Source organism: Flavobacterium seoulense, assembly GCF_000695795.1.
GTDB classification, from domain to species: Bacteria; Bacteroidota; Bacteroidia; order Flavobacteriales; family Flavobacteriaceae; genus Flavobacterium; species Flavobacterium seoulense.
In genome coordinates this window covers 26,506-52,484 of the sequence record NZ_JNCA01000006.1, presented here as the reverse complement: position 1 = coordinate 52,484, position 25,979 = coordinate 26,506, and the positions used below count along the sequence as shown (strand labels likewise).

The following is a 25,979-nucleotide window of genomic DNA, read 5'->3' as shown; positions in this document are numbered from 1 at the left end:
TTTTAGGATTTTTTAAACAACAACTAAGATAAAACTTTGTAAATTTGTGCATATTAATTTTTCAATGAACATGCTCAGCTTTGCTTACGGTACATTGATTACTGAACACTACTCTTGAGATATTTTATAAAATTAGCCTATAACGGAACTTCATATCATGGCTGGCAAATTCAGCCTAATGCCGCTTCGGTACAGGAAACACTCAATAAAGCTTTCTCGGTTTTACTGAATGCTGAAATTAGTTTAATGGGAGCCGGACGGACTGATACTGGTGTTCATGCAAGAGAAATGTATGCTCATTTTGATTTTGAAACTCCTTTTGATATTCCAAAATTAATTCACAAACTCAATTCTTACCTTCCTAAAGATATTGTTATATATGGAATTTTCGCGGTAGCCGATGATGCACATTGTCGTTTTGACGCTACTAAGAGAACTTATGAATACCATATTAATACCTTTAAAGATGCATTTTTACAAGATCAGAGTTGGTATTTCATTCAGGATTTAGATATTGATTTGATGAATGAGGCTGCCAAATTATTATTCAATCATACTAATTTTCAAAGCTTCTCTAAAGTAAATACTGATGTAAACACATTCGATTGTACTATTTTTGAAGCATATTGGAAAGAAGAAAGTAACAAACTAATTTTCACCATTTCGGCCAATCGTTTTTTAAGAAATATGGTTCGTTCTATTGTAGGGACATTGGTAAATATTGGTTTACACAAAATAACATTAGCTGATTTTAATGCTATTATCGAAAGTAAAAGCCGAGACAAAGCCGGTTTTTCGGTACCAGCGCACGGATTGTATTTAACTAAAATTGAATATCCTTATATAGAGGATTAGTCCTTAGTGCCTAGTCCTTAGTAAATTTATTCCACAAATAAAAACTAAGGACTAAGGACTGAGAACTAGGTACTAAACTAAGGACTAAAATAAAAAAATGAAAGCAAAAGCATTTGACACCCGATTATTCAAACGAATATTGCAGTATACAAAACCGTATCAATGGCGCTTTAATGGCGTGATTATTTATGCCATTTCATTGTCTGTTTTTGCAGCTTTACGTCCGTATTTATTGAAACGAACAGTGGATGATTACATTCAGACTGAAGATGCGCAAGGCCTTTTGTTTTACATCAGTTTGATGGGAATTGTACTTTTGCTGGAGGTTTTTTCTCAATTTTATTTTGTGTATTGGGCAAACTGGCTGGGACAGGATATTGTAAAAGATATTCGAATTAAATTATTCAAACATATCTTAAGTTTCCGAATGAAATATTTCGATCTGGTTCCTGTGGGACAGCTCGTAACCCGCTCCGTTTCTGATATCGAATCTATCGCACGTATTTTCAGTCAGGGATTATTCATGATCATCAGTGATTTGATGAAAATGGTGGTAGTTCTTATTTTTATGTTCTACATGAACTGGAAATTAACCTGGATTGTTATTGTTGCCATGCCGATTCTGGTTTTTATTACCCGAATTTTTCAACGCAAAATGCAGGTTGCTTTTGAAGAAGTTCGAACACAAATTGCCAATATGAACACCTTTGTACAGGAACGTGTTACCGGAATGAAGATTGTTCAACTGTTTAACAGAGAAGAAATTGAATCTCAAAAATTCAAGAATATTAACGAAAAACATCAAAATGCCTGGATAAAAACAATTCTTTACAACTCTATCTTCTTCCCTATTGCCGATATTATTTCATCACTAACACTTGGATTTATTGTACTTTACGGAGGAATCAAAATTTTAAACGGAGATAATTTCACCACTTTTGGAGATTTATTTTCGTACACCATGTTTATTGGAATGTTATTCAATCCTTTGCGTCAAATTGCAGATAAATTCAATGAGATGCAACTGGGAATGATTGCTGCTAATCGTGTTTTTGAAATTATTGATACTCAGGATCAAATTCAGGATACCGGAACTGTTGAAGCACCAATATTTGACGGAAATATCCAGTTCAAAGAAGTTCGTTTTAGCTACATTGACAACGAAGAAGTTATTAAAGGAATTGATTTAACTGTAAAAGCCGGCGAAACCATAGCAATTGTAGGATCTACAGGAGCAGGAAAATCAACCATTATCAATTTATTGAATCGTTTTTACGAAATAAAAAGCGGAACTATTTGTATTGACAATGAAGACATTGAAAATTACACTTTAAGCTCACTTAGAAAACAAATCGCTATTGTTTTACAGGATGTTTTCTTATTTGCTGACACCATTTACAATAACATTACACTCAATAATCCTGAAATTACAAGAGAAAAAGTGTATGCAGCTGCCAAAGAAATAGGCGTTCACAATTTTATCATGAGCTTACCTGATAATTATGATTTTGACGTGAAAGAACGTGGTGTAATGCTTTCTTCAGGACAACGCCAATTGATTGCTTTTTTAAGAGCTTATGTGAGTAATCCTAGTATTTTGATTCTAGACGAAGCGACCTCATCTATCGACACTTACTCTGAAGAATTGATCCAGCGTGCTACAGAAACTATTACGAAAGGAAGAACTTCTATTGTTATCGCACACCGTCTGGCAACCATTGTCAATGCTGATAAAATTGTGGTTATGGACAAAGGATTAATCGTTGAAGAAGGAACACATCAGGAATTAATTATTAAAGAATCCGGATATTATAAAAACTTATACGATTCCCAATTTTCATTAGCACAATAGTCAAATGAATACTAGTAATATCATTTTAGAAGCAAGAAATATAAGCATTGGCTACACTCATAAAAAGACGCAAACGCTTGTAGCTTCTAATATTGATTTGACCTTAGAAAAAGGAAAACTAATTGCTTTAGTGGGTGCCAATGGGATTGGAAAATCAACTTTACTCCGTACTATTACCGGAATCCAAAAAACAATTTCAGGAACTGTTTTTTTGAGCGAAAAAAGTATTCATGAAATGAATGCTTTGGCTTTAGCCAAAAATTTAAGCGTAGTACTAACAGAAAAATTACCGCCAAGTAATTTAACGGTTTTCGAATTGGTTGCACTTGGAAGACAACCTTATACTAACTGGATTGGAACATTGAGCGATGAAGATGTAGAAAAAGTGAACTACGCTTTGGCGCTTACGCAAATTGAACATTTGGCTTCCAAAAAACATTATGAAATAAGCGACGGACAATTACAAAAAGTTCTTGTTGCACGAGCTTTGGCACAAGATACGCCATTAATTATTTTAGATGAACCTACAACGCATTTGGATTTACTGCACAAAGTAGCCTTATTTAAACTCCTGAAAAAACTCACTCAGGAAACCCAAAAATGTATCCTATTTTCGACACACGATATTGATATGGCTATTCAATTGAGTGACGAAATGATTATTATGACTCCAGGAACTGTTGTTCAGGACCAGCCTTGTAATTTAATTTCTAAAGGAAGTTTTAATAACTTGTTCAAAGACGAACATATTGTTTTTGACCCTGAAAAAGGGAAGTTTGTGATTTCTTAAACACAAAGAGCACAAAGTTTTTCGCAAAGTTCACTAAGAAATTCTATTTTCTGAAATCTAAAATCTAAATACTGAAATCTGCCTACTGACCACTGCGAACTGCAATCTGTCTCTTCGCTTCTCCTACTACAAAAGCAACTGAATTAGCGATATTAAAACTACGGATTAAAGAAGACATCGGAATTGTCAATTGGTTCTTTTTTTCGAACAATGCCATAAATTCTTTACTCAATCCGACACTTTCTTTTCCAAAAACCAACCAGTCTCCATCCTGAAATTCGTTTTCTAAATATGATTTTTCGGCATGCGAACTCATTAGAAAGACTCTTGATTTATCAGTAATTTGAGTCATCCATTCGTCTACATTTTGATATTCGGTAACATCAAGGTGTACCCAATAATCCAGACCGGAACGTTTCAAGTTTTTATCATTAATAACAAACCCAAACGGATGAATCAGATGCAAACGACTTTCGGTACCTACACACAAACGACCAATGTTTCCGGTATTATTAGGGATTTCGGGTTCTACTAAAACGATGTTGAGCATTATATTTTAAGATTTGATATTGTTATTGATTTTTGACATTGAGATTGTCATTGCTATCGAAATTTTCAACTTCAATGACTTCTCCTGATTGCAGTGTATTCAAATGTACGTTTCCTATTCGAACACGGACTAACCGCAAGGTAGGAAATCCAACGGCTGCTGTCATTTTTCGCACCTGACGAAACTTTCCTTCATTAACCGTTATTGAAGCCCAGGAAGTGGGACCATGACGTTCATCACGGATTTTTTTCCCTCTGGCTCCAAAATTAGGAATTTCGTGGATTAGTTTTGCCTCACAAGGTTTTGTAATGTATTTGGTTCCATTAAAACCTATTTCGACGCCTTTTTTTATTTCGTCAATGGCATTTTGAGTTATAATTCCGTCCACCTGAACGTAGTATTCTTTATCAACTTTTTTAGAACGAATTGCTTCACTTACTTTTCCATCGGTAGTCAGTAGTAATAAACCTTCTGAATCTTCATCTAATCGTCCAATTGCCATAGTCCCTTCGGGAAAATCATACAATTCGCCCAACAGTTTCTTTTTTCGCTTCAATTCATATATAAACTGACTCAGATAACCATAAGGCTTATGAAGTATAAAATGCTTGTGCAACATGCTAAATGATGAAATTTTGGCAAAAATACAATTTCGCGGTAAAAGTTTTAACCACGAAGGTCACGAAGTTTAATAAAAGAAACTATTCTTCTTAATTAACTTTGCGGTAAAAGTTTAACCACAAAGGTCACGAAGATTTCGCAAAGATCACGAAGCTTAAAAAAACTGTTATTTTTCTAAATTTTTAAATTTCTATTTTAAATTAAAAAGAGACATTCAGTCCAAAATTAAAAATCAGCTGAAATTGATTGAAGTTTTGATTTTGTACCGGTTGGGTATAATAATTCATTCCCGGCTCAACAAAAACTTTTGTCTTTTTAAACAATTCGTATTGCAAAGTACTGCTCAATACTGTTCCAAAAACAACATCGTTTACATCTTGATTTTCTCCTATCGAACTATCATTAAGCAAAACCTGATTAGAAATTACTTTCCCCACAAATCCTCCCGTATTCATATTGATACGTGCTTTTCCTTTGTTAAAAACAGAATAGGAAACTTCCATTGGCATTTCTAAATACTGCACTGTTTGAGACAAATTACCTTTTTCGTAAAGCGAACTGCTCATGGCACTTTTAGCACTACTATTATCCATATTAGGCACAAACTGATAATTGGCATTATTCGAAATTCCACCTTTCATTTGAGGAGAAGACAAAGGCTGTATTGCTACATTGACCAGACTTTTAGCCGAATTAACATAAGAAACATTGGCTACTTGCTGCCCCAACTGACTCACTTTTAAACCAGTACTCACTGCCCAACGTTTATTCAATTTATAGTTTGTTTTCACACCATAACTATGTCCTTTTTGAGATTCTATAGTATTTCCAAGCGATTTTTGGTTTTTTAAATTTTGCGAACTATTCACTCCTGCAAACACTTGCAATGACCATTTGTCTTCAACTTCAGCTATTTTTTCTTTCTTTGATTGCTCTTTAACTAAAGCGGCCAAAGCATTTTCTTCCGAATCAACTATTGGACTATTTTCTTTTACCTTAGACTCTGTAACCGTTTTCTCTTTCTCACTTTTATCAATGGTTGCAACTTTATTTTGGGGAACAAAATTTTCTTCTTTTCTATTTAAAGTCTGTTGATTATCTTCAGTTTTATTAACCATTAATGAGTTATCTTGCTTTACAGTTCCTGCGATAATTCCTTTGTTTAAATTCGAATTTGATATTGTTGCTATTTGATTTTTATTCAAATTAGAAATTGTTGTTTTAGTTAACGTTTGTGTTTCTTCTTTTTCTTTATTGGACAAACTCGAATTAGAAACTCGGTTATTTACCTTATCATTTTGTGTTTTGTCAACATTATTTTCTGGTTTCGCAGCATCTATTGATCTTGATTGATTCACTACTCCGTTTTCTTGCTGAATAGGAGCATTTATCAAATGATTTTCTGAATTCGAATGAAAATAAAAAGTTCCTAACAGTCCTAATCCAATAACTAAACACGCAGCTAGCGGCCACCAATAATATGCTGTTCTTTTTTTACTTTCCGGAAAATTTAATTTTTCTTCAATTCCTTTCCATAAATTATCCGGAGGCATTTTAGAAAAATCTTCTAATGAAGAAAATAGTTTTTCTATGTCATCTTTTTTCATAATCTCTTTTTATTGTATTCCAATAATTATCCATCCCATTTTAAACATTCTTTGAAGCTCTTATTTCTAATATTTTCTTTTGCAAATTATTCTTTGCCCTATTCAAATTAGATTTTGAAGTTCCTTCTGAAATATTCAATAAACTGGCAATTTCCTTGTGCTTCATTTTTTCGAAAAAATACAAGTTAAAAACCAGTCGGTATTGATCAGGCAATTGCTGGATACATTCTAATAATTTTTCCTGCGGCAGCGAAAAAGAATCTGATGCTTCTTCCTCATCAGCGATACCTTCTTCATAAACAGCATCAACAAAAAGAAAATCTCTTTTCCTTTTATTTAATGTTTCGATTAGTTTATTGATAAAAATACGTTTCAACCAGCCTTCAAAACTTCCTTCAAACCGATACTGATTCATTTTTTGAAAAACAATTATAAATGCTTCCTGAAAAACATCCTGAGCATCAGCCTCATTTTTCATATATTTTAGGCATAGACCATACAATACAGGAGAAAACAGCTGATAAATCTTCTGTTGTGCTCCTCTATCATTTTCGATACACTTACGGATATAATGGTCTATTGATTCTTTCAAAAATTAACTCTTAAAAACAGTTTAACGTTAACAAATTTAAAACATTTAATACTTCTAATTACTTGGTATAAGTTAAAACATAACCATCAGTAAAATTGTCCCGAATAGTCAAATTCTTATTATCAATGTACTGAATCACATAACTCATCTCATTAAAAGTCAATAAATAATGTTGTTTATTATCAAAAATACTGTTTCCTAATTCTATGGTATATTCATATTGTCCCGTCTCTGTATCATTAGTAAAAACGGTCACTTTTTTATTAGCTCCAAATACTAATTTCTTGTCTACTCCGGTGCTTTGAGGTGTAATAATTTCCTTTCCTGTAATTCCTCCTATAGATTCCTGCCAATGCCAGGTTCCCATTATAGCAAACTTTTTAGTATTCCCATCATTTTTCAATGAACAGAAAGTTAAAACAGCTACTAAAAAGATTAATAAAGAAGGAACGTAAACTTTGTTCATGACTATAGTACTTATACTAACTAGAGAAATAACAGCGTAAAAGGTTGCGTGAAAGAAACTAAAAAATTATAGTTACATTTCAATAAAAAAAGCGTTTAAAATCAGCTTTAATCTTTATTTTTACTTACTCTTTTTATAAAAACTATCTATGTCTGATTTACTTCCTTTTTTATTATCGTTTATAGTAGCACTTGCTATTGGTATTTTCATTGGAAAATTGATTTTTTCTGCTCGTTTTCAATCTGAAAAAACAAGTCTGGAAGAAAAATTAATTGCTTTTAATACTCAAATCAATCAGTTGAAAGAGCAATTTTCGAATGAAAAAATACAATTCGAAAAACAATTTGCCATTAGCAATCAGGAAAAAGAAACAATTCGAAACGAAAAAGACAGTTTGGCTATTCAACTTTCGAAAAAAGAAGTTGATTTTGATAATCTTTGGGAACGCAACAAAGAACAAAAAGACGAAGTAGAAAAACTACAGGAAAAATTCACCAAAGAATTTGAAAATTTAGCCAATAAAATATTAGACGAAAAATCGAATAAATTCACGGAGCAGAATAAAGAAAACATGAAAAATATCTTGTCGCCTTTGCAAGATAAAATTCAGTTATTCGAAAAGAAAGTCGAAGATACTCATAAAGAAAGCATTGATTATCATGCGGCTTTGCGCCAACAGATTCTTGGCTTACGCGAAATGAATATTCAAATGAGCAAAGAAACTCTGAATTTAACCAAAGCTTTAAAAGGCGATAGTAAAATGCAGGGAAACTGGGGCGAATTAGTTTTAGAACGCGTTCTGGAAAAATCAGGATTAGAAAAAGGACGCGAATATGAAGTTCAGCAAAGTTTCAGTTCTGAAGCCGGAAATCGTGTTTTTCCTGACGTTGTGATTAATTTGCCAGATGGTAAAAAAATGATTGTCGATTCTAAAGTTTCGCTTACAGCTTATGAAAAATACATCAATGAAGAGGACGATGATTTAAAAAATGGCTATTTAAAAGAGCATGTCAATTCTATTAGACGTCATGTCGAGCAATTAGGTAATAAAAACTATCAGGATTTGTACCAAATAGAAAGCCCTGATTTCGTATTGCTTTTTATTCCTATCGAACCGGCTTTTGCAATAGCTTTAAACGAAGATGCTGCCTTGTACAATAAAGCATTCGAAAAAAATATTGTTATTGTGACTCCAGCCACTTTATTAGCCACTTTACGTACTATTGACAGTATGTGGACCAATCAAAAACAACAGGAAAATGCACTCGAAATTGCACGTCAGGCGGGAGCATTGTATGATAAATTTGAAGGTTTTGTAGCCGATTTGATTAAAATTGGTAAAAAAATCGACGAAACTAAAGTAGAATATAGCGGTGCTATGAACAAACTGGTTGATGGCAGCGGAAACTTAATTGTAAGAGTCGAAAAACTGAAAAAAATGGGAGCTAAAGCTAAAAAAGCACTTCCGGAAAGTATTATTGTCAGAGCCAATAAAGACAATAATAATTTAATCGAATAAAGTTATTTTAAATCATAAAAGCGATTATCTAAATGTGCATTTTATGATTTATTTACCATATTTTCAGTAGGTATTTTTGCTGTTTTTTTCGTAACTTTAAGTAGAAAAATTAAGTTATCATGAAAAAAATACTACTCTTACTTTTATTTTTTCTCCAAATTCCATTAGTTGCTCAGGAAAAGAAAACAGTAACTAATGGCATCATTACTTTTGAAGCTTCGGTACCTTTTTATGAAGCTGTAGAAGCTAAAAACAATCAGGTTGTATCAGTATTAAATACTAAAAACGGAAACATCACTTTTGTAGCAATGATTAAAGATTTTCGGTTTGAAAGAAGCCTTATGCAAGATCATTTTAATGCTAATTATATGGAAAGTGATAAATATCCTAAAGCAAGCTTTAAAGGTCAAATTGAAAAATTTTCTATTGACAAACTCAATAGCACACCAACCGAATATTACATTAAAGGAAAAATAAACATGCATGGTGTAACCAGAGCGATAAGAGTTCTGGCTAATGTTTCTAAAACAGCTACAAACCCCATTATTATTCACTCCTTTTTTACTCTAAATACCAATGATTTTAAAATTGAAATTCCTTTTCTGGTACGCAATAAAATTTCTGAAAATGTCAATGTAAAATTGCACACTGAATTTCAGTAAGATTTTAAAACAAACACTTTTTTATAGCTGTTTCTAAATTTTCATGTTCAAATTGAAATCCTAAATCTTTTATTTTTTCATTAGAAATTCTTCTTCCTTTTAAAACTAGATTAGCCATTTCGCCAAGAGCAAATTGGATAAAAAAAGAAGGCACATTGGGTAACCAAATAGAATAGCCATATACTTTAGCTAATGTTGCTGAAAAAACCTGATTATTAGTATCATCAGTAACTGCAGCGTTGTAAGCACCTTGCATCTCGGGATTTTTTATCGCTTCCAGATAAATACTGCACAAATCATCAATATGAATCCAGGGCATATATTGCTTACCAGAACCTAATGCTGAGCCAAGTCTCCACTTGAAAACAGGACTTAATTTTTTCAGCAAACCTTCATTTTTGCCCAATACCAAACCCGTTCTTATTTTCACCGTCCGGATTCTTAATTTTTCGAATGGTAAAGTGGCAGCTTCCCACTTTTGACAAGTTAATCCTAAAAAATCATTCGCTGGTTTTGTTGTTTCTCTACAAATTGCCTGACCATTTATCGCTCCGTAAATGCCCACAGCTGAAGCTGAAATAAAAGCTTCTATTGTTGAATTACTTTTTTGTAAAACATCAAAAATTAATTGAGCCGAAAGTTTTCTACTTAATAAAATCGCTTTTTTCCTTTTTTTAGTCCAGCGCTTCTCCCCTATATTTTCGCCCGCCAAATGAATCACATAATCTGCTTTTTGAATCGCCTCCGCTTCTATAAACTGTTTTTCCACATCCCATTTGTAATAAAAAACGTTTTCAGTGTTTGTTTTTTTGCTTCTGCTCAAAATAGAAACCGAATACCCATTATCCACTAATTTCTGCGTTAAATTCCTCCCTACAAACCCAGTTCCTCCCGTAATTAAAACATTTTTTCTCATGGTATTTTTTTTGGCTTACTTCTCAAAGATACGAGATATTTAGTTCAATATTAACATGCTACAGCTAAACAATTCATTATCTTTATGGGCTAATAAAAAACCTCATCGCATGGCAACTAAGAAAATAAAATTAACTAAAGAAGCCGTTGTTTCAATGTATATGGACTACACCTTAGTTCATAACGAGAAACCTAAATCAGTATATCAATTTGCAAAATTAAATGGTTTTGAAGAAACAGAGTTTTATAGTTTCTTTGGAAATCTGGAAAGTATTGAAAAAGAAATCTACACGCTGTTTTTAGAAAAAACTATCGAGTTACTGAATAAAGATGCTAATTACGAATCGTACGATATGAAAAGTAAATTGCTGAGCTTTTATTTTACTTTTTTCGAATTGCTAGCTGCCAATAGAAGTTATGTAAGCCTAAGTTTAAAAGAAGACAAGAACCATTTAAAAAACTTGTTACAACTTTCCAGCCTGAGACAAAATTTCAAAAAATTCATTGGTGATATAACTACTGATGAATTTAGAATTCAACAAGAAAAAGTACAGGATTTTCAAGACAAAGCCATTCAGGAAAGTGCTTGGATTCAGTTTCTGTTTACACTGAAATTTTGGCTTGAAGATGGATCTCCAAATTTTGAAAAAACAGATATTTTTATCGAAAAATCAGTAAAATTAAGTTTCGAATTAATGAACGTTGCCCCAATTAATAGTCTAATAGATTTTGGGAAGTTTATTTTTAAAGAAAAAATGCAAACAAACTAATGAAAACAATCGATTATATCCCAACTTCAAAAATTGAGCGAGCCACAAAACTGGTGCAAACTGGTGCTAAAGTGGGTGTAAACTATTTGAAATATTACGGCGAAAAAATAGTAAATTCTGATTTGACCCGTGATAAACTCAATGAAGATAATGCCGAAGATATTTATGACGGATTAAAAAGTTTAAAAGGAAGCGCCTTAAAAGTAGCTCAAATGCTCAGTATGGACAAGAATTTCCTGCCACAGGCTTATGTAGAAAAATTTTCATTATCTCAGTTTTCTGTTCCGCCACTTTCAGCACCCCTAGTTTTAAAAACGTTCAAAAATAATTTTGGAAAAACACCTTATGAAATTTTTGACGGATTCAATCCTAATTCGGTCAACGCTGCAAGTATTGGTCAGGTGCATTTGGCAACCAAAAACAATAAAAAATTAGCGGTAAAAATCCAATATCCGGGTGTTGCTAACAGCATTTCATCTGATTTGGCTTTGGTTAAACCAATAGCTATCCGAATGTTTAATTTACAAGGCAAGGATTCTGATAAATATTTTAAAGAAGTCGAAGACAAACTCATTGAAGAAACCAATTATTTATTAGAACTCAAACAAAGTCAGGAAGTTGTTGATGCTTGCAAAAAAATCGAAAACTTAGTTTTTCCGGAATATTATCCTGAGTTTTCCTCAGAGAAAATCATCACAATGGACTGGATGACAGGAATTCATCTATCAGAATTTAAAAATTTAGATTCTGAAATTGCTAATAAAATAGGTCAGGCACTTTGGGATTTTTATATGTACCAAATTCATGTTTTAAGAAAAGTACATGCCGATCCGCATCCCGGAAACTTTCTTATTAATGATAAAAAGGAACTGGTTGCTCTCGATTTTGGCTGTATGAAACAAATTCCGAATGATTTTTATGTTCCTTATTTCGAATTAATTAATAAAGAAGTTATTGATGACGATGCTCTTTTTAGAAAAAAATTATTCGAATTAGAAATCCTTAGAACTGACGATACGAAAGAAGAAATTGCTTATTTCACGCAAATGTTTTATGATTTGCTATCCCTTTTTACAAAGCCGTTTCAAACTGAAACTTTTGATTTTTCAGACGAAGTTTTCTTTGAAAATATTGCTCAATTAGGCGAACGTTTTTCAAAAGATACTAATCTGAAAAAAATGAATGGAAATCGCGGTTCGAAACATTTTATTTACATGAACCGAACGTTTTTTGGTCTGTACAATTTGATGTTTGATTTGAAAGCAAAAATTGTAGTAAATGAATATTTGAAATACTAAGTTGAAAAAATCCATTATTTTAAATTCCAAATTCCCATTTTGTTTCTATCCAATTGGAATTTGGATTTTTTTATTGGAATTTCACTTAACTATCCCCGCCTTATAAGTCGCAATGGCTCTGTCTCTGGCAAAAGCATGATCGACCATTGGTTCGCCATAACCTAAATCAAATTCGGGAATCCAAATGCGGACATAAATTCCGTTTTCGTCAAACTTTTGCTGCTGAATCTCCGGATTAAAAACTCTAAAATATGGTGCGGCATCGCAGCCCGTTCCTGCTGCCCATTGCCAATTTCCAACATTTGCCGACAAATCATAATCCAGTAATTTTTCGGCAAAATAAGCTTCGCCCCATTGCCACTGAATCAATAAATGTTTACATAAAAAACTCGCAACCACCATGCGCACCCGATTGTGCATGTATCCTGTTTCATTTAGCTGACGCATTCCTGCATCAACCATTGGATAACCTGTAGTTCCAGTACACCAGCGTTTAAAATCTTCTTCGTTATTACGCCATTGAATTCCGTCATAAGCTGATTTGAAATTCTGTGTTACTACTTTAGGAAAATGATAGAGAATTTGCATAAAAAACTCTCTCCAAATCAATTCACTTAAAAAAACAGCATTGGTTTTAGCTGCAAAACGAATCATTTTTCGAATACTTACTGTTCCAAAACGCAAATGAGGCGAAAGATATGAAGTTGAATCTACAGCCGGAAAATCCCGTGTATCCTGATAATTTGATAAAGTTTCAAAAGTATAGGGTTTTACTTTTATAGCACTTTCTACAAAACCAATTTCTTCTAAAATTGGAAAAGGAAACTTACTTCTATAAAAGTTTAAAAATAAATCACCCGCATCATATTCTCTTATAGGCGAAATAGCATGAAATTTTTCTAACCACTTATTTTTATAAGGCGTGTAAACCGTATAAGGCAAACCATCAGCCTTTGTGATTTCTTTTTCTTCGAATAAAACCTGATCTTTAAACGAATAACTAATACTTTGATTACGTTCTAATAATTGACAGATAGCCTCATCGCGCTGAATAGCAAAAGGTTCATAATCTTTATTGAAAAAGACTTCTTTTACATCAAACTCATCCAGAAGGTCTTTCCAAACTTGTTGAGTTTTTCCTTTTTTAATTAATAACGAACTTTTAAACTCATGTAATTGGGTGTTAATTTGAGTTAAAGATTCGTGTATAAAAGTAACTCGGGCATCGTCTTTAGGTAAACTATCTAAAATGGCTTCGTCAAAAATAAACAACGGAATTACCGGATATTCTGATTGTAGCGCATGATACAAACCTATATTGTCTTCCAATCGTAAATCACGACGAAACCAAAAAAAAGAAACTGCACTTTTAGCCATTATTTTGCATTAAAAATTTGGTTGACAATTTGCTCTCGGTACTCAAATATTTCTTTGATTTTGTTTTTTACAATCAAAGCATTTGCAATTCGGCCAATGAAACCAAAAGGAATCGCATAATGAACAATATCAGTCATTTTTACGCCGTTTTCTACCGGTTCAAAAAAATGTTTGTGATGCCACATCGCATAAGGCCCAAAACGCTGTTCGTCTATAAAATATTCGTTTTCTTTTACAATCGTAATTTCGGTAACCCAGGAAAGTTTAATACCAAAAAGCGGTGAAACTTTGTATTGGATTATTTGTCCTGCGTACATATTTCTATTATCAAAATCAGTGATTTGAAATCCCATAGTTTGGGGAGTTATTTTTTGCAAATTACGCGGATTGGAAAAAAACGCCCAACATTCTTCTATACTGGCATTGATATGCTGAACTGATTTTTTTGAATATACTTTCATAGTTTTTAGACAAAGTGGAGTTTGGATGAGGGATAGTAGTGGAAATCCTTTATGTTTTTTCTTTAAAAACATAAAGATTGTAACGAATAGCCCGACCTTGTCTCGTCTTTTTTACGAGACAAGGCACGCCCAAAAAATTATATTTTATAATATTTAAAAGGTACAAAAAGCATCCCGAAACATTCGCCATGTTCTTTTCCTAAATGTTTATGATGTACTTTGTGTGCTTTTCGTAAACCTATCAGGTATTTATTTTTAGTATTCTTGAACCACTTAAAACGCTGATGAATTAAGACATCGTGAATCATGAAATAGCAAAATCCGTAAATGGTGATGCCAAGACCAATGAAAAACAGATAATTAAATCCAGCTTCGGCTCCGTAATAAAATAAAACAATACTGGGAATGGCAAAAATGACAAAAAAGATGTCGTTGCGTTCAAAAACATGTTCGTATTTAGGCTGGTGATGATCGGCGTGAAAATACCACATAAATCCGTGCATGACGTATTTATGGGTAAGCCAGGTGACACATTCCATGAAGAGAAAAACCCCTATTGTAATTAAAATTGAAATCATTTTTTAAATTTTAATTGTTTGTTTATTGCACCAATCGCAACTTGTAAGTAACGAAAGATTGGGCTAAAAGTGTGGCTTTAGTGTAATTAGAAACCCTGATTCTGGTATTTCCTATTTCCTTACAAGGCGTGTTTTCTAATTTTTTAAGCAATTTTTTATAATATACATAAGCAGTGTAAACGCCAAATTTAGCTTCAATAGGCAGCTTTACAATTCCCTGATAGGCAATTTTAAAATCTTCGTTGATTTCGTTAATAATCATTCTTTTTGCATTTTCATCAAAAGAATTCAAATCGACCCCAGGGAAATAATTTCGGTTCAGAATCAAATTATCATCTTTTAAATCACGAAGAAAATTTACTTTCTGGAAAGCAGAACCTAATCGCATGGCTTCAGATTTTAATTCTTCGTATTTATGTTCTTTTCCAGCTACAAAAACTTTTAAACACATCAATCCTACAACATCAGCCGAGCCATAAATATATTCTTCATATTCAGCTTTAGAATTGTAATCTAATTTGATTAAATCCATTTTCATACTTTTTAGAAAAGCCTGAATCAAATCATCCGAAATATTATATTGTTTGACAGTTTGCTGAAACGAATTTAAAATAGGATTTAAACTAATTCCGGAATGATAGGCTTTGTAATAATCGGTTTCGAAATCGTTAATGAGACTTTCTTTGTCAAAACCATGAAAAGAATCTACAATTTCGTCAGCAAAACGTACAAATCCATAGATACTGTAAATAGCATCCCTGATACTTGGCGCAAGCATATATACCGCCAATGAAAATGAAGTACTGTAATCCTTAGTAATTAATTTACTGCATTTAAAAGAAACATCGTCAAATAATTGCTTCATAATTATACTTTTAGAAATTGTTTATCTATCAAATTGGACACTAACTTTCCAGAAATCAATGCTGGCGGAACTCCTGGTCCCGGAACCGTTAATTGTCCAGTAAAATACAAATTACTCACTTTTTTACTTTTCAATTTTGGTCTTAAAAAAGCCGTTTGTAATAATGTATTTGCCATTCCGTAAGCGTTTCCTTTGTATGAATTGTATTGTTCAACAAAATCATTTTTACAAAAGGATTGCTTAAATATAATATTCTCTTTTATATTTTGCTGCGTAATGGTTTCAAAACGTTGTATTATTTTATCAAAATATTTCTCTCTTAAGGCTTCCGAATCATTAATTCCTGGCGCTAATGGTACTAAGAAAAATCCAGATTCCATTCCGTCTGGCGCCGCTGTTTTATCTGTCAATGATGGAAAATTAGCATAAAACAATGGTTCAGCCGGCCATTGTGGTTCGTCATAAATATCTTTTGCATGCTGATAAAAATCAGTGTCAAAAAACAAGGCATGATGCGAAATATTTTCAATCTTTTTATTGAAACCTACATAAAACAACAATGACGAAGGCGCAAAAACACGAGATTCCCAATATTTTTCAGAATACATTCTATGCTCTTTATCCAATAATGTTTCGGTATGCTGATAATCAGCTCCGCTTAAAACCAAATCCGATTCAATTCTTTCTCCATTAACGACAATCGCTTTGGCAGTTTTATTTTCGACAATTATTTTTTCAATATTCGAATTAACAAAAAACTGAACTCCTAATTCTTGGGCCAAACTTTCCATAGCACGAACCACATCAAACATTCCCGTTTTAGGATGCCAGGTTCCAAGACCAAAGTCGGCATAATTCATAAAACTGTAAAAAGAAGGCGTATCAGATGGTTTTGCACCAAGAAACAACACAGGAAATTCTAAAATTTGAATTAATTGTTCGTTCTTAAACTTCTTTCGAACATCTCTACTAATGTTACTAAAAAACTGCCCAATTTTCTTGGTCGTTTCAATCGTAACTAATTCCAGAGCCGAAATTCCCGGTCGATACACTAAATCTTTTATAGCAATATCATAATTACTTTTAGCCTCAGCCATAAATGCTCGCAGAACATCCCCACTTCCTTTTTCTATATTTTCAAATGTATTGACTATTTCATCCAGATTATCAGCAATTGTAATAAACTCATTTACTCCAAAATATACTCTATAAGCAGGAGCCAATTTTACAAGCTCATAATAATCATTTGTTTTCTTTCCAAAATCAGCAAAAAAACGTTCAAAAACATCAGGCATCCAGTACCAGCTGGGTCCCATATCAAAAGTAAAACCTTCTCTTTTTAACTGTCTAGCTCGTCCTCCTATGGTTTCGTTCTTTTCAAAAACCAAAACTTCATGCCCGCTTTTTGCTAAATAACAAGCCGCAGACAAGGAAGAAAATCCCGAACCTATAATTGTAATTTTTCTTTTCATTTGTTTAACAAATATATTAAATTATTAAACAAAAACTATAGTCGCATTGTTAATTCTTCCATCGAATTAAAAATGGAAACCTTATTCAATAAGGATTCTTGAGTAATTAACGGAGATAATCTTCCAGCATACCATAATTCAGTACTTGCATCCAGTAATTTATCAACCATTTCCTGAACATAAGTATTCACTTCTCCTCTATCTGGCTTAGTGGTCAGGAAAGAAACATATACAATAGAATTAAAATGATTTTTTAAATCTTTCAAATTTTCAATAGGCATACTTTCGCCTAAATAAATGCTTTTATATCCTGCCGAAAGGATTTCATAATGCAAATACATCAATCCTAATTCGTGAATTTCATTTAACGGAAGTGATAAAACAAAAACCTTATCTTCTTTTACAGTTGCAACAAACTGAATTTTCTCTGAATTTAAAATGATTTTTTGCCGTATTAAACAACTAATAAAATGCTCATTAGCAGGCGTAATAGTATCTGTCTGCCATAACAAACCTATTTCATCTAAAAGCGGAATAAATACCTGATTAAAGATTTCTCTAAATGTTTTTTCTTCAGCAAGCCAATTATAGGTATTAAGAAAAAGCTGCTGATCAAAATTCATCATTGCCATTTTAAAAGCATTAATAGCATGATTTTTAGAATTTTTAGAAGATACTATCTGTTTAACCAGAAGGGGAATCTCGACAGCTGGTAACGATGCTATTTTAGAAATTTTATAACCATATTCATGTAAAAAAGTAATATTAAGCAGTTTTTGTAAATTACTTAAATTATACAATCGAATATTAGTATCGGTTCTCATCGGTTCTAAAATCTGATACCTTTTTTCCCAAATTCTAATTGTATGTGCTTTTATACCTGAAAGATTTTCAAGATCCTTTATTGTAAAAACATTTTTTATATTGTTCATTTATCTTTAAATAAGATTAAACAAATATACATTTTATTATTGCAGACAATAAAAATAAATATAAGCAAAATAATCCATAATTGCTTTAGCGTTAAAAATATAACTATTTGAGACAAAACAATCTTAAAGTGTAAAATATTTTAAAGAAAATGCTTATTGCAAGAAATAGTTTTACTATTTGAATTAAATAGTATTTTTGACATCAAATGAACTTAAAAAAACATCATGAAAAAAATATTCTCATTGGTCGTGCTTTTCAGTCTCTTTGGCTGTGCCGAAATGCAACAGGTAATTAGCCAAATTCCACAAACAGGAACAACCGGAATTGTTGACATTTCCGGCGGATTAAAAGAAGCCTTAAATAACGGAATCACTAAACAGGTAAGCAAATTAACCGCTACCGATGGTTTCTACAAAAATGAAGTAGTAAAAATTTTGCTGCCAGAAGAACTAAGAAAAGTAGATACGGGATTAAGACGAATTGGCTTAAGTGCTTTAGCGGACGAAGGCTTAAAAGTAATGAACCGCGCCGCCGAAGATGCCGTAAAAGAAGCTACACCAATATTTGTTAGTGCAGTAAAAAACATGTCTTTTGCCGATGCAAGAGGAATTTTATTAGGTAATGACAGTTCGGCGACGAATTATTTAGAAAACAGTACTTCGACAGCTTTATACGGAAAATTCAATCCTGTTATTCAAAGTTCTTTTACAAAGGTGGGTGCCGATAAAGTTTGGGCAAACATTATTACTAAATACAACAGCATTCCTCTTGTAACCAAAGTAAATCCTAATTTGACCGATTATGTTACAAAGCAAGCTATGAACGGCGTATTTAAAATGATAGCCGTTGAAGAAAAAAACATTCGAACTAATATTAGCGCCCGAACATCACCTTTATTACAAAAAGTTTTTGCCATGCAGGACAAAAAATAATGGAATTTAAGCCATTGGTTTTGTAACAAAATAAGATTAGTTTTGGTTTCTTTAAAATCTAAATATAAAATTACTTTCGACAATAAATTATATAATTATCGAAAGAATGAAATAATTACACAATGCAAAAAATAACAATACTTATACACTGTGAGGATCAAAAAGCAATTATCTCATCAGTTACCAACTACATTGCAGGAATAGAAGGAAATATTATTTATCTTGATCAACATGTAGATGCTAATGAAAATGTATTCTTTATGCGTTTAGAATGCGAATTCAATACTCAAAACTGGGATTTAGAACTCATTAAAAAAGATTTTCAAACTAATTTAGCTGATAAATTCAATATGTCCTGGGAAATTTACACTCAGGAGTACAAACCGAGAATGGCACTCTTTATTTCTAAATACGATCACTGTTTGTACGATATTTTAGGCCGTTACAGCGCTGGAGAATTACCATTAGAAATTCCGTTGATTATTAGCAATCACGAAGATTTAAAAAGTGTAGCCGAGCGTTTTGATATTCCATTTCATCATGTTCCTTTTAATAAAAACATTAAAGAAGAAGGCGAAAAACAACAAATTGCTTTATTACAGGAATACAACATCAATTTTATTGTATTAGCAAGATACATGCAAATTATTACGCCTAAATTGATTTCATTATACAAAAACAAAATTATCAATATTCATCATTCTTTTTTACCTGCATTTCCAGGCGCAAAACCTTATCATTCGGCTTTTGCCCGCGGTGTAAAAATTATTGGCGCAACAAGCCATTATGTAACCGAAGAGCTTGATGAAGGACCAATTATAGAACAGGATATCACCCGTGTATCGCATAGTCACTCCATTGAAGATTTTATTGTAAAAGGCCGCGACTTAGAACGAAATGTATTAGCCAAAGCCATAAAACTACATGCGCAACGTAAAACAATGGTTTACAATAACAAAACTGTTATTTTTTCTTAAGCTATTATTTTCGTCGTTAAACAGATGTTTAAAACTTAACGAATAACCAACAAAGTAATAACATAACCTTAACAGCTTTTTCCGTTGTTTAGTGGCATCTTTGCAATGTAATGAACTGGTTATTTATTATATTTGGTTTTGGTTAGTTAGAACAAGTGCTAGTATTTTAAAATACTAGCACTTCTTTTTTATATATTATTTTGCTTAACATTCGTGGCTTCAAAATAGCTGAAAAAGCTCCATAAAAAACCTGTCTCTTTCTACTTACTTAAACCTAAATTCATTCCAAATTAAGGTCATAAATAGCAATCTTAACCTAAAAAACTAGGATTTTAATGTTATGTTACTGTAAATTTGCAAAAAATCGATGTCATGAAAGGTATTTTGAAAGAGAAAAACGAAATTGAAAAACTACAAAATGAGTTTAAAATTTTCACTACAATAAAACCAAAAGAAACTGCGACAACTAAAAAAAAGAAAGAAGAACTAGTTCTTGAAGAATGCGAATTATAATCTTTGATGTAATTCTTTAAAATAATTCAACGCTTTTAGCAAACGGCTTCCGTGCCAGGAAAACATCTCTCCGTCTACCAGAAAAATTTTAGTTTCAGGACAAAAATGTGTCATTTCTAAAACATCCTTTTCCTTAAAAGGATAAGGTTCAGAAGAAAGAAAAACAAAATCTACATCCTCATTGCTATTTTCAATATCTACTTCAGGATATCTTGATTGATTTGCATAAACATTTTCAAAACGATTTAATTGCAATAATTCATTGATAAAGGTATTCGATCCAGCAACCATATAAGGATTTTTCCAAATAAAATAGGCTACTTTTTGAATTGGTTTATTTTCTATAAATTGTTTGAAATCATTTAAAGCTAAAGTTATTTTTTGGTTCCAATTTCCAGCTTCAGCAACACAACCAAAGAGATTACCAAAATCACTAATCATTTTTTGATTGTCTTCAATTGTAATAACATTCGTTACCCAAACAGTAGTTATTTTTCGAAGATTCTCTACAATTTCTAAAGTATTCTCTTCCTTATTACAAATGATAATATCCGGATTTAATGCCTTGATTTTGTCATAATCTACCTTTTTAGTTCCTCCTACAATAGTTTTATGCTTTCTTAAATTTTCAGGATGAACACAAAATTTTGTAATACCTACAATTTTAGATTCCAATCCTAAATCAACTAATAATTCTGTTTGTGATGGTACTAATGAAATAATTCGTTGCGGTATAGCATCAAATTTATGAAGTATTCCTAAATCGTCTGTAAGTGAAAATTGTTTCAATGAAATGAATTTAAAATTAGAAATAAAAAAACCATTAAAAAGTGTAACTCTCTAATGGTTCTTTATAGTTTTATGTTTAAAATATTTTTAAGACTGCATTATTGCTGCCATTTCCTGCTGAATTTTTAAAGCTTCAGCACGTGCTTTTTCAGCAAAATCAGTTTCTTTTGAAGCATAAATAATTCCTCTTGAAGAATTAATTAGTAAGCCTACATTGTCATTCATTCCGTATTTACATACTTCAGATAAACTTCCACCTTGTGCCCCTACTCCGGGAACCAGTAAGAAACTGTCCGGAACAATTTTTCTAATTTCGGTAAAATATTCAGCTTTGGTTGCTCCTACAACATACATCAGGTTTTCAGAATTTTTCCAGGATTTAGATGTTTCTAAAACTTGCTTGTACAATTCTTTTCCATTTACATCCAAAGTCTGAAAATCAAAAGCCCCTTCATTTGAAGTCAAAGCCAGCATTATAGTATGTTTATCTTTGAAAGCTAAAAAAGGTTCGACTGAATCTTTTCCCATATAAGGAGCAACAGTAATACTATCAAAATTCAAATCCTCAAAAAAAGCTTTGGCATACATTGAAGATGTATTTCCTATATCCCCACGTTTTGCATCAGCAATTGTAAAAATATCCGGATAATTTTCGTTAATATAGTTGATTGTTTTTTGTAAAGAAATCCAGCCTTTTATTCCGTAAGCTTCAAAAAAAGCAGTATTAGGCTTGTAAGCAACGGCTAAATCATGAGTAGCATCAATTATTGCCTTATTAAATTCAAAAATAGGATCTTCAAGCGCTAAAAAACTTTGAGGAATTTTATCTAAATCGACATCTAATCCTACGCATAGAAAGGATTTTTTTATCTTAATTTGTTCAATTAATTGTTGTGTAGTCATTGATTTTATTTTACAAAATGCAAAGTTACAAAGCCAAAGCTAATTAATAATACGATTTGTATCAATTTCTATAAAAATTCTAAAAAAGAATAAATTATAGCGAAAATTTAATTTTAGAAAAAACTATTTGAATAAAAAAATATTAATTGATAAACTCTTTTATTACTTTTACTAAAAACCCCAAAAAAGATACAGTCTTGAAATTATTTTTAAAAACAGATACTCAATTTCTAATCAAAAAGATTTTAGAAGAAAAATTAGATGTCTTTAAGGTAAAGTACAATCTAATTAACAATAATGAAATTTTATTTCTTGAGACTATTGATACAGAAACTTACAATAGAATAACTTCTGTGTTGAACGAATACGGATTTGAAATTATTGAAAACCAAAAAAATATTATTGTTCAAAAAATTAAAGAATGTATTATTGAAATGATTTTTAATGATGAAGCTCCTGCGGTTAAAAGTTCGGTTTATCTGGCAGATAAACTAAATCATAGCTATGGTTATCTTTCGAATATTTTCTCGGAAGTGACTTATACATCAATAGAGAATTTTATTATTATTCAAAAAATTGAATATGTAAAAAAACTCATTATTCATCATGATTTAACGCTAACTGAAATTGCTTTTAAATTGAACTATTCCAGTGTTGCGCATTTAAGTTCGCAATTTAAAAACACAACCGGAATTACGCCTTCGGCATTTCAGCGAATATTAAAAAAACGTGTACAAATTAATAATCAAAACATCAATTAAATCCTAATTTATACTTATGCAAAAAGATTTCATCTTAATTACGCTTGCAGATGACGACGAAGACGACAGAATGTTTTTTACAGAAGCTTTTGATGAATTAAAAATCAACACTATTGTAAATACCGTAAATGATGGTGTGGCACTAATGAATTTCCTTCAGGCTCCCGAAACTATTTTACCAAATATCATTTTCCTGGATTTGAATATGCCGCTAAAATCTGGTATTGAATGTTTAAAAGAAATTAAATCCAATACCCGTTTTAATGACATTGTAATTGCTATCTACTCTACCTCTTCGTCTGAAGATGACATTGAAAACACCTTTGTATTAGGAGCGAATATTTATATAAAGAAACCAAATAATTTTGGAAAACTAAAAGAAGTCTTATCTGAAGTAGTTACGCTAAACTGGCAGTATATTACTTCAGGATTAAACAAAGACAATTTTTTATTACGCTTGTAAACTATGTTTAAATCTAAGTTATTCGATTCAATAGGTTTTATACGTACTACTTTTTTGATCGCTTTTTTTATTTTAATTTTTTTAGCTTCTATCACGTATAGACACATAAAAGAATTAGATAAAATAAGTTATTCAATAATGAATACGTATGAAGTTTCTCTTGAGCTGAACCAACTTATTTCATACATAAAAGATGCCGAAACAGGACATCGAGGTTATGTAATTACAAATGATTCTATTTATCTGGAACCATTTATTGATGCCAGAGAAAACATCAACAAAAGTTTCCAGTCCTTAAGCAGCAGAATAGATTTAGATACCGTAAAACAAAAACAATTATCCAGAATTTATGACCTTGTAGACAAACGTTTCTACTACTTTAAAAATAATTTTTCCAGCAAAACAGAATTTAATAATGATTTTAGAAATGGGAGAATTGTCATGGATGCTTTAAGGAAAGAAGTCAATAAAATGCTTCGTAATGAAAACAAATTACTAAGTTCAAAAGACAGGCTCTACAGGTATAATAACTCTAATACTCCTTTAATTATCTTTTCTACGTTTCTAATTTCGATTCTGACTTTAGGATATGGTTACATGAGGGTAATAAAAAACTATAAAGATTTAATGAACCAGAATATCCGCTTGAAAATATTTGACGAATCAAGTAAACAAGCCGAAATTCTTGGAAAATACGGTAGTTGGGTTTATAGTATTGAGAATAAAACTTTTGATTATTCAGATAACAAATTCCGTTTAATGGGTTGCGAACCTCAGTCATTCTTACCTAATTCTGATAATTTGTTAGATAATATTCATCCTGATGACAGGGAAATTATTATTAATGCCTTTAAAGACATAGAAATAGCAGAAACTTTTCCATTACTTCGTTATCGAATTATCAAAAAAGATACTCTTGAAATTCGCCATTTTAAAACCGCTGCTAAATTTTTTACTGATCGTTTAGGCAACAAAAACATGATTGGTACCACTCAGGATATTACCGAAGATTTCAATAAAACACAGTTAATTAAATTAAGAAACAAAGAATTAGAGCAAAACAATAAGGAATTAACAGAATTTAATCATGTGGCGAGTCACGATTTGCAGGAACCACTTCGAAAAATTCAGACTTTTATTTCCCGAATTGAAGATAAAGAAAAAGAAAACTTAGCTGAAACAACCAAAGCCTATTTTGAAAAAATTCAGGAAGCTTCAAACCGAATGCGTATTCTGATTGATGATTTATTGCAATATTCGAGGACGAATCGTTCGGAAAAAAAATTCGAACTTACTGATTTAAATACCATTGCTAATAATGCGATAAGCGAACTTTCGGAAAGTATTAAGGAGAAAAATGCTCAAATTACTTTTAAAAAATTACATGAAGTTAATGGTATTCCGTTTCAACTAGAACAACTTTTTATTAATATTATAAGTAATTCATTAAAATATTCAAAGCCCGAGATCCCAGCAGTTATTGCTATAACTTCTACCAAAACGAAAGCTTATGAAAAGCCTAAATTAAAAGATAATTCGAAAAGAGAATACATAAAAATTACTTTTAAAGATAACGGACTTGGTTTTGAGCAAAAATATGCTAAAAAAATATTTTTACTTTTTAACCGACTTTATGGCAAGAATGAATTTCCCGGAACTGGTGTAGGACTGGCAATTTGTAAAAAAATTGTTGAAAATCATAAAGGCTATATTTTTGCCAAAGGAAAACCAAATGAAGGAGCAATTTTTGAAATTTACCTTCCAGTGTAAATGATAATTATATAACATTATTAAAAAATCATATAAAATAAACACATTAAAATAAGCTTATTTTACTGAAATTATACCCCAGAATGAACACTTCAAGCAGACAAAATCACCTTATATTGCTACTACTGCTTTTTATATGTAGTATGACAACTTCTTGTGAAAAAAAAATTAAAGAAATTGAAGAGACTTCAGAAACTAAAGTATTAAAAAAAGTCATTACTAAAAATAAGATTAGTGAAGAAACATTAACTTTAATGGCCGAAACTAATTTAAAAATAGTTGCCATAGCTCAAAAAGCACAAGAAAGCAAAATCCCAAAAAGAACCAAACACATTTTAGAAGAAATCGAAAAAGATCATGCTCAATTAAAGAATGAAATTCGAAAAATTGCAAAAGATAATTTTGTGATCATTCCTAATACATTGTATGATACCTCAACGATAAAAGATTTTATTCAGGAAATCAATATTAGTTTATACCTCAAAAAATTAGAAACGTCTTTACTTACAGAATTAAATTTTTATCAAAAATTGAATGTATCAACTAAAAATAAGAATTTAAAAAATTTGATAAAAGCAACAATTCCTATGATTGAAAAAAATTTAAACATTATTAAAAAAGAACAAAAACGATTGTAGTACCTCAAAAAGATTTTCAAAAATCTGTACAATTATTTAAAATACATTTT

At 31.4% G+C, this 25,979-nt stretch carries 28 protein-coding genes; 14 read left to right on the top strand and 14 right to left on the bottom strand.

Annotated elements, in window-relative coordinates:
- Positions 1-114: 114 nt before the first annotated feature.
- The 3 genes from truA to FEM21_RS03220 all read left to right on the top strand — a co-directional run bounded on the left by truA (position 115) and on the right by FEM21_RS03220 (position 3,497).
- Complete coding sequence (gene truA, locus FEM21_RS03230; RefSeq protein WP_035657723.1) at positions 115-855, top strand: tRNA pseudouridine(38-40) synthase TruA; 741 nt, start codon at positions 115-117, stop codon at positions 853-855.
- Between the two features lie 97 nt (positions 856-952).
- Positions 953-2,707, top strand: coding sequence for an ABC transporter ATP-binding protein (locus FEM21_RS03225; protein WP_035657719.1), 1,755 nt, complete (start codon positions 953-955; stop codon positions 2,705-2,707).
- A gap of 4 nt (positions 2,708-2,711) precedes the next feature.
- Positions 2,712-3,497 (top strand): ABC transporter ATP-binding protein, encoded by a 786-nt coding sequence (locus tag FEM21_RS03220; protein ID WP_035657718.1) that lies wholly within the window; start codon positions 2,712-2,714, stop codon positions 3,495-3,497.
- A gap of 82 nt (positions 3,498-3,579) precedes the next feature.
- Here the strand turns inward: FEM21_RS03220 and FEM21_RS03215 are convergent, their stop codons facing one another.
- The 5 genes from FEM21_RS03215 to FEM21_RS03195 form a co-directional block, all read right to left on the bottom strand.
- Entirely contained in the window at positions 3,580-4,047 is a 468-nt protein-coding gene (locus tag FEM21_RS03215) for a tRNA (cytidine(34)-2'-O)-methyltransferase (protein ID WP_035657716.1), read from the bottom strand.
- Positions 4,048-4,069: 22 nt separating this feature from the next.
- The gene (locus FEM21_RS03210) at positions 4,070-4,663 is read right to left on the bottom strand and encodes a pseudouridine synthase (RefSeq protein ID WP_035658134.1); all 594 of its coding nucleotides are present in this window, start codon (positions 4,661-4,663) and stop codon (positions 4,070-4,072) included.
- A 205-nt stretch (positions 4,664-4,868) separates the two neighbouring features.
- Positions 4,869-6,275: an outer membrane beta-barrel protein gene (locus tag FEM21_RS03205; RefSeq protein ID WP_035657714.1), complete on the bottom strand. Its 1,407-nt coding sequence runs from the start codon at positions 6,273-6,275 to the stop codon at positions 4,869-4,871.
- Between the two features lie 40 nt (positions 6,276-6,315).
- Positions 6,316-6,867, bottom strand: coding sequence for an RNA polymerase sigma factor (locus tag FEM21_RS03200; RefSeq protein ID WP_035657711.1), 552 nt, complete (start codon positions 6,865-6,867; stop codon positions 6,316-6,318).
- A gap of 58 nt (positions 6,868-6,925) precedes the next feature.
- Positions 6,926-7,333, bottom strand: coding sequence for a hypothetical protein (locus FEM21_RS03195; RefSeq protein ID WP_035657709.1), 408 nt, complete (start codon positions 7,331-7,333; stop codon positions 6,926-6,928).
- Positions 7,334-7,481: 148 nt separating this feature from the next.
- Here FEM21_RS03195 and rmuC point away from each other — a divergent pair, with 148 nt between their 5' ends.
- Together rmuC and FEM21_RS03185 are read left to right on the top strand one after the other, a co-directional pair.
- Positions 7,482-8,852, top strand: a complete 1,371-nt coding sequence (rmuC, locus tag FEM21_RS03190) for a DNA recombination protein RmuC (protein ID WP_035657708.1) — start codon at positions 7,482-7,484, stop codon at positions 8,850-8,852.
- Positions 8,853-8,971: 119 nt separating this feature from the next.
- Positions 8,972-9,514, top strand: a complete 543-nt coding sequence (locus FEM21_RS03185; RefSeq protein ID WP_035657706.1) for a YceI family protein — start codon at positions 8,972-8,974, stop codon at positions 9,512-9,514.
- A 4-nt stretch (positions 9,515-9,518) separates the two neighbouring features.
- Here the strand turns inward: FEM21_RS03185 and FEM21_RS03180 are convergent, their stop codons facing one another.
- Positions 9,519-10,430: a TIGR01777 family oxidoreductase gene (locus tag FEM21_RS03180; protein ID WP_035657704.1), complete on the bottom strand. Its 912-nt coding sequence runs from the start codon at positions 10,428-10,430 to the stop codon at positions 9,519-9,521.
- 109 nt (positions 10,431-10,539) lie between these two features.
- Between FEM21_RS03180 and FEM21_RS03175 the strand changes: the two genes are divergently transcribed.
- Complete coding sequence (locus tag FEM21_RS03175) at positions 10,540-11,199, top strand: TetR family transcriptional regulator C-terminal domain-containing protein (RefSeq protein ID WP_035657702.1); 660 nt, start codon at positions 10,540-10,542, stop codon at positions 11,197-11,199.
- Positions 11,199-12,497 (top strand): ABC1 kinase family protein, encoded by a 1,299-nt coding sequence (locus FEM21_RS03170; protein WP_035657700.1) that lies wholly within the window; start codon positions 11,199-11,201, stop codon positions 12,495-12,497. The genes FEM21_RS03175 and FEM21_RS03170 overlap by 1 nt, the downstream gene beginning before the upstream one ends.
- Positions 12,498-12,578: 81 nt before the next feature.
- Here FEM21_RS03170 and FEM21_RS03165 read toward each other — a convergent pair whose 3' ends face one another.
- The 6 genes from FEM21_RS03165 to FEM21_RS03140 all read right to left on the bottom strand — a co-directional run bounded on the left by FEM21_RS03165 (position 12,579) and on the right by FEM21_RS03140 (position 18,182).
- The gene (locus tag FEM21_RS03165; RefSeq protein ID WP_035657697.1) at positions 12,579-13,874 is read right to left on the bottom strand and encodes a cryptochrome/photolyase family protein; all 1,296 of its coding nucleotides are present in this window, start codon (positions 13,872-13,874) and stop codon (positions 12,579-12,581) included.
- Positions 13,874-14,335 carry an SRPBCC family protein gene (locus tag FEM21_RS03160; protein WP_035657696.1) on the bottom strand — a complete coding sequence of 154 codons (462 nt, stop codon included), beginning with the start codon at positions 14,333-14,335 and terminating at the stop codon, positions 13,874-13,876. The genes FEM21_RS03165 and FEM21_RS03160 overlap by 1 nt, the downstream gene beginning before the upstream one ends.
- Positions 14,336-14,472: 137 nt before the next feature.
- The gene (locus tag FEM21_RS03155; RefSeq protein WP_035657693.1) at positions 14,473-14,913 is read right to left on the bottom strand and encodes a sterol desaturase family protein; all 441 of its coding nucleotides are present in this window, start codon (positions 14,911-14,913) and stop codon (positions 14,473-14,475) included.
- Positions 14,914-14,935: 22 nt separating this feature from the next.
- Positions 14,936-15,778 (bottom strand): phytoene/squalene synthase family protein, encoded by an 843-nt coding sequence (locus tag FEM21_RS03150; RefSeq protein WP_035657692.1) that lies wholly within the window; start codon positions 15,776-15,778, stop codon positions 14,936-14,938.
- Between the two features lie 2 nt (positions 15,779-15,780).
- Positions 15,781-17,250: a phytoene desaturase family protein gene (locus FEM21_RS03145; RefSeq protein ID WP_035657690.1), complete on the bottom strand. Its 1,470-nt coding sequence runs from the start codon at positions 17,248-17,250 to the stop codon at positions 15,781-15,783.
- Positions 17,251-17,285: 35 nt separating this feature from the next.
- On the bottom strand, positions 17,286-18,182 hold the full coding sequence (locus tag FEM21_RS03140) for a MerR family transcriptional regulator (RefSeq protein WP_035657687.1): 897 nt from the start codon (positions 18,180-18,182) through the stop codon (positions 17,286-17,288).
- 225 nt (positions 18,183-18,407) lie between these two features.
- Here FEM21_RS03140 and FEM21_RS03135 point away from each other — a divergent pair, with 225 nt between their 5' ends.
- From FEM21_RS03135 to FEM21_RS16580, 3 genes are all read left to right on the top strand, one after another.
- Entirely contained in the window at positions 18,408-19,115 is a 708-nt protein-coding gene (locus FEM21_RS03135; RefSeq protein WP_035657685.1) for a DUF4197 domain-containing protein, read from the top strand.
- A gap of 122 nt (positions 19,116-19,237) precedes the next feature.
- Positions 19,238-20,092 (top strand): formyltetrahydrofolate deformylase, encoded by an 855-nt coding sequence (gene purU, locus FEM21_RS03130; protein ID WP_035657683.1) that lies wholly within the window; start codon positions 19,238-19,240, stop codon positions 20,090-20,092.
- A 372-nt stretch (positions 20,093-20,464) separates the two neighbouring features.
- Positions 20,465-20,605, top strand: a complete 141-nt coding sequence (locus FEM21_RS16580; protein WP_201448265.1) for a hypothetical protein — start codon at positions 20,465-20,467, stop codon at positions 20,603-20,605.
- On the opposite strand, the gene FEM21_RS03125 is transcribed toward FEM21_RS16580, so the two are convergent.
- Together FEM21_RS03125 and pyrF are read right to left on the bottom strand one after the other, a co-directional pair.
- Positions 20,600-21,394, bottom strand: a complete 795-nt coding sequence (locus FEM21_RS03125; RefSeq protein ID WP_035657680.1) for an ABC transporter substrate-binding protein — start codon at positions 21,392-21,394, stop codon at positions 20,600-20,602. The genes FEM21_RS16580 and FEM21_RS03125 overlap by 6 nt on opposite strands.
- A gap of 87 nt (positions 21,395-21,481) precedes the next feature.
- Positions 21,482-22,297 (bottom strand): orotidine-5'-phosphate decarboxylase, encoded by an 816-nt coding sequence (gene pyrF, locus FEM21_RS03120; RefSeq protein ID WP_035657679.1) that lies wholly within the window; start codon positions 22,295-22,297, stop codon positions 21,482-21,484.
- A gap of 197 nt (positions 22,298-22,494) precedes the next feature.
- Here pyrF and FEM21_RS16575 point away from each other — a divergent pair, with 197 nt between their 5' ends.
- The 4 genes from FEM21_RS16575 (at position 22,495) to FEM21_RS03100 (ending at position 25,929) form a co-directional block, all read left to right on the top strand.
- The gene (locus tag FEM21_RS16575; protein ID WP_035658131.1) at positions 22,495-23,058 is read left to right on the top strand and encodes a helix-turn-helix domain-containing protein; all 564 of its coding nucleotides are present in this window, start codon (positions 22,495-22,497) and stop codon (positions 23,056-23,058) included.
- A gap of 16 nt (positions 23,059-23,074) precedes the next feature.
- Entirely contained in the window at positions 23,075-23,521 is a 447-nt protein-coding gene (locus FEM21_RS03110; RefSeq protein WP_035657677.1) for a response regulator, read from the top strand.
- Positions 23,522-23,659: 138 nt separating this feature from the next.
- Positions 23,660-25,291: a sensor histidine kinase gene (locus FEM21_RS03105; protein ID WP_160171304.1), complete on the top strand. Its 1,632-nt coding sequence runs from the start codon at positions 23,660-23,662 to the stop codon at positions 25,289-25,291.
- A 143-nt stretch (positions 25,292-25,434) separates the two neighbouring features.
- Positions 25,435-25,929: a hypothetical protein gene (locus FEM21_RS03100; protein ID WP_035657673.1), complete on the top strand. Its 495-nt coding sequence runs from the start codon at positions 25,435-25,437 to the stop codon at positions 25,927-25,929.
- The last annotated feature ends 50 nt before the right edge of the window (positions 25,930-25,979 follow it).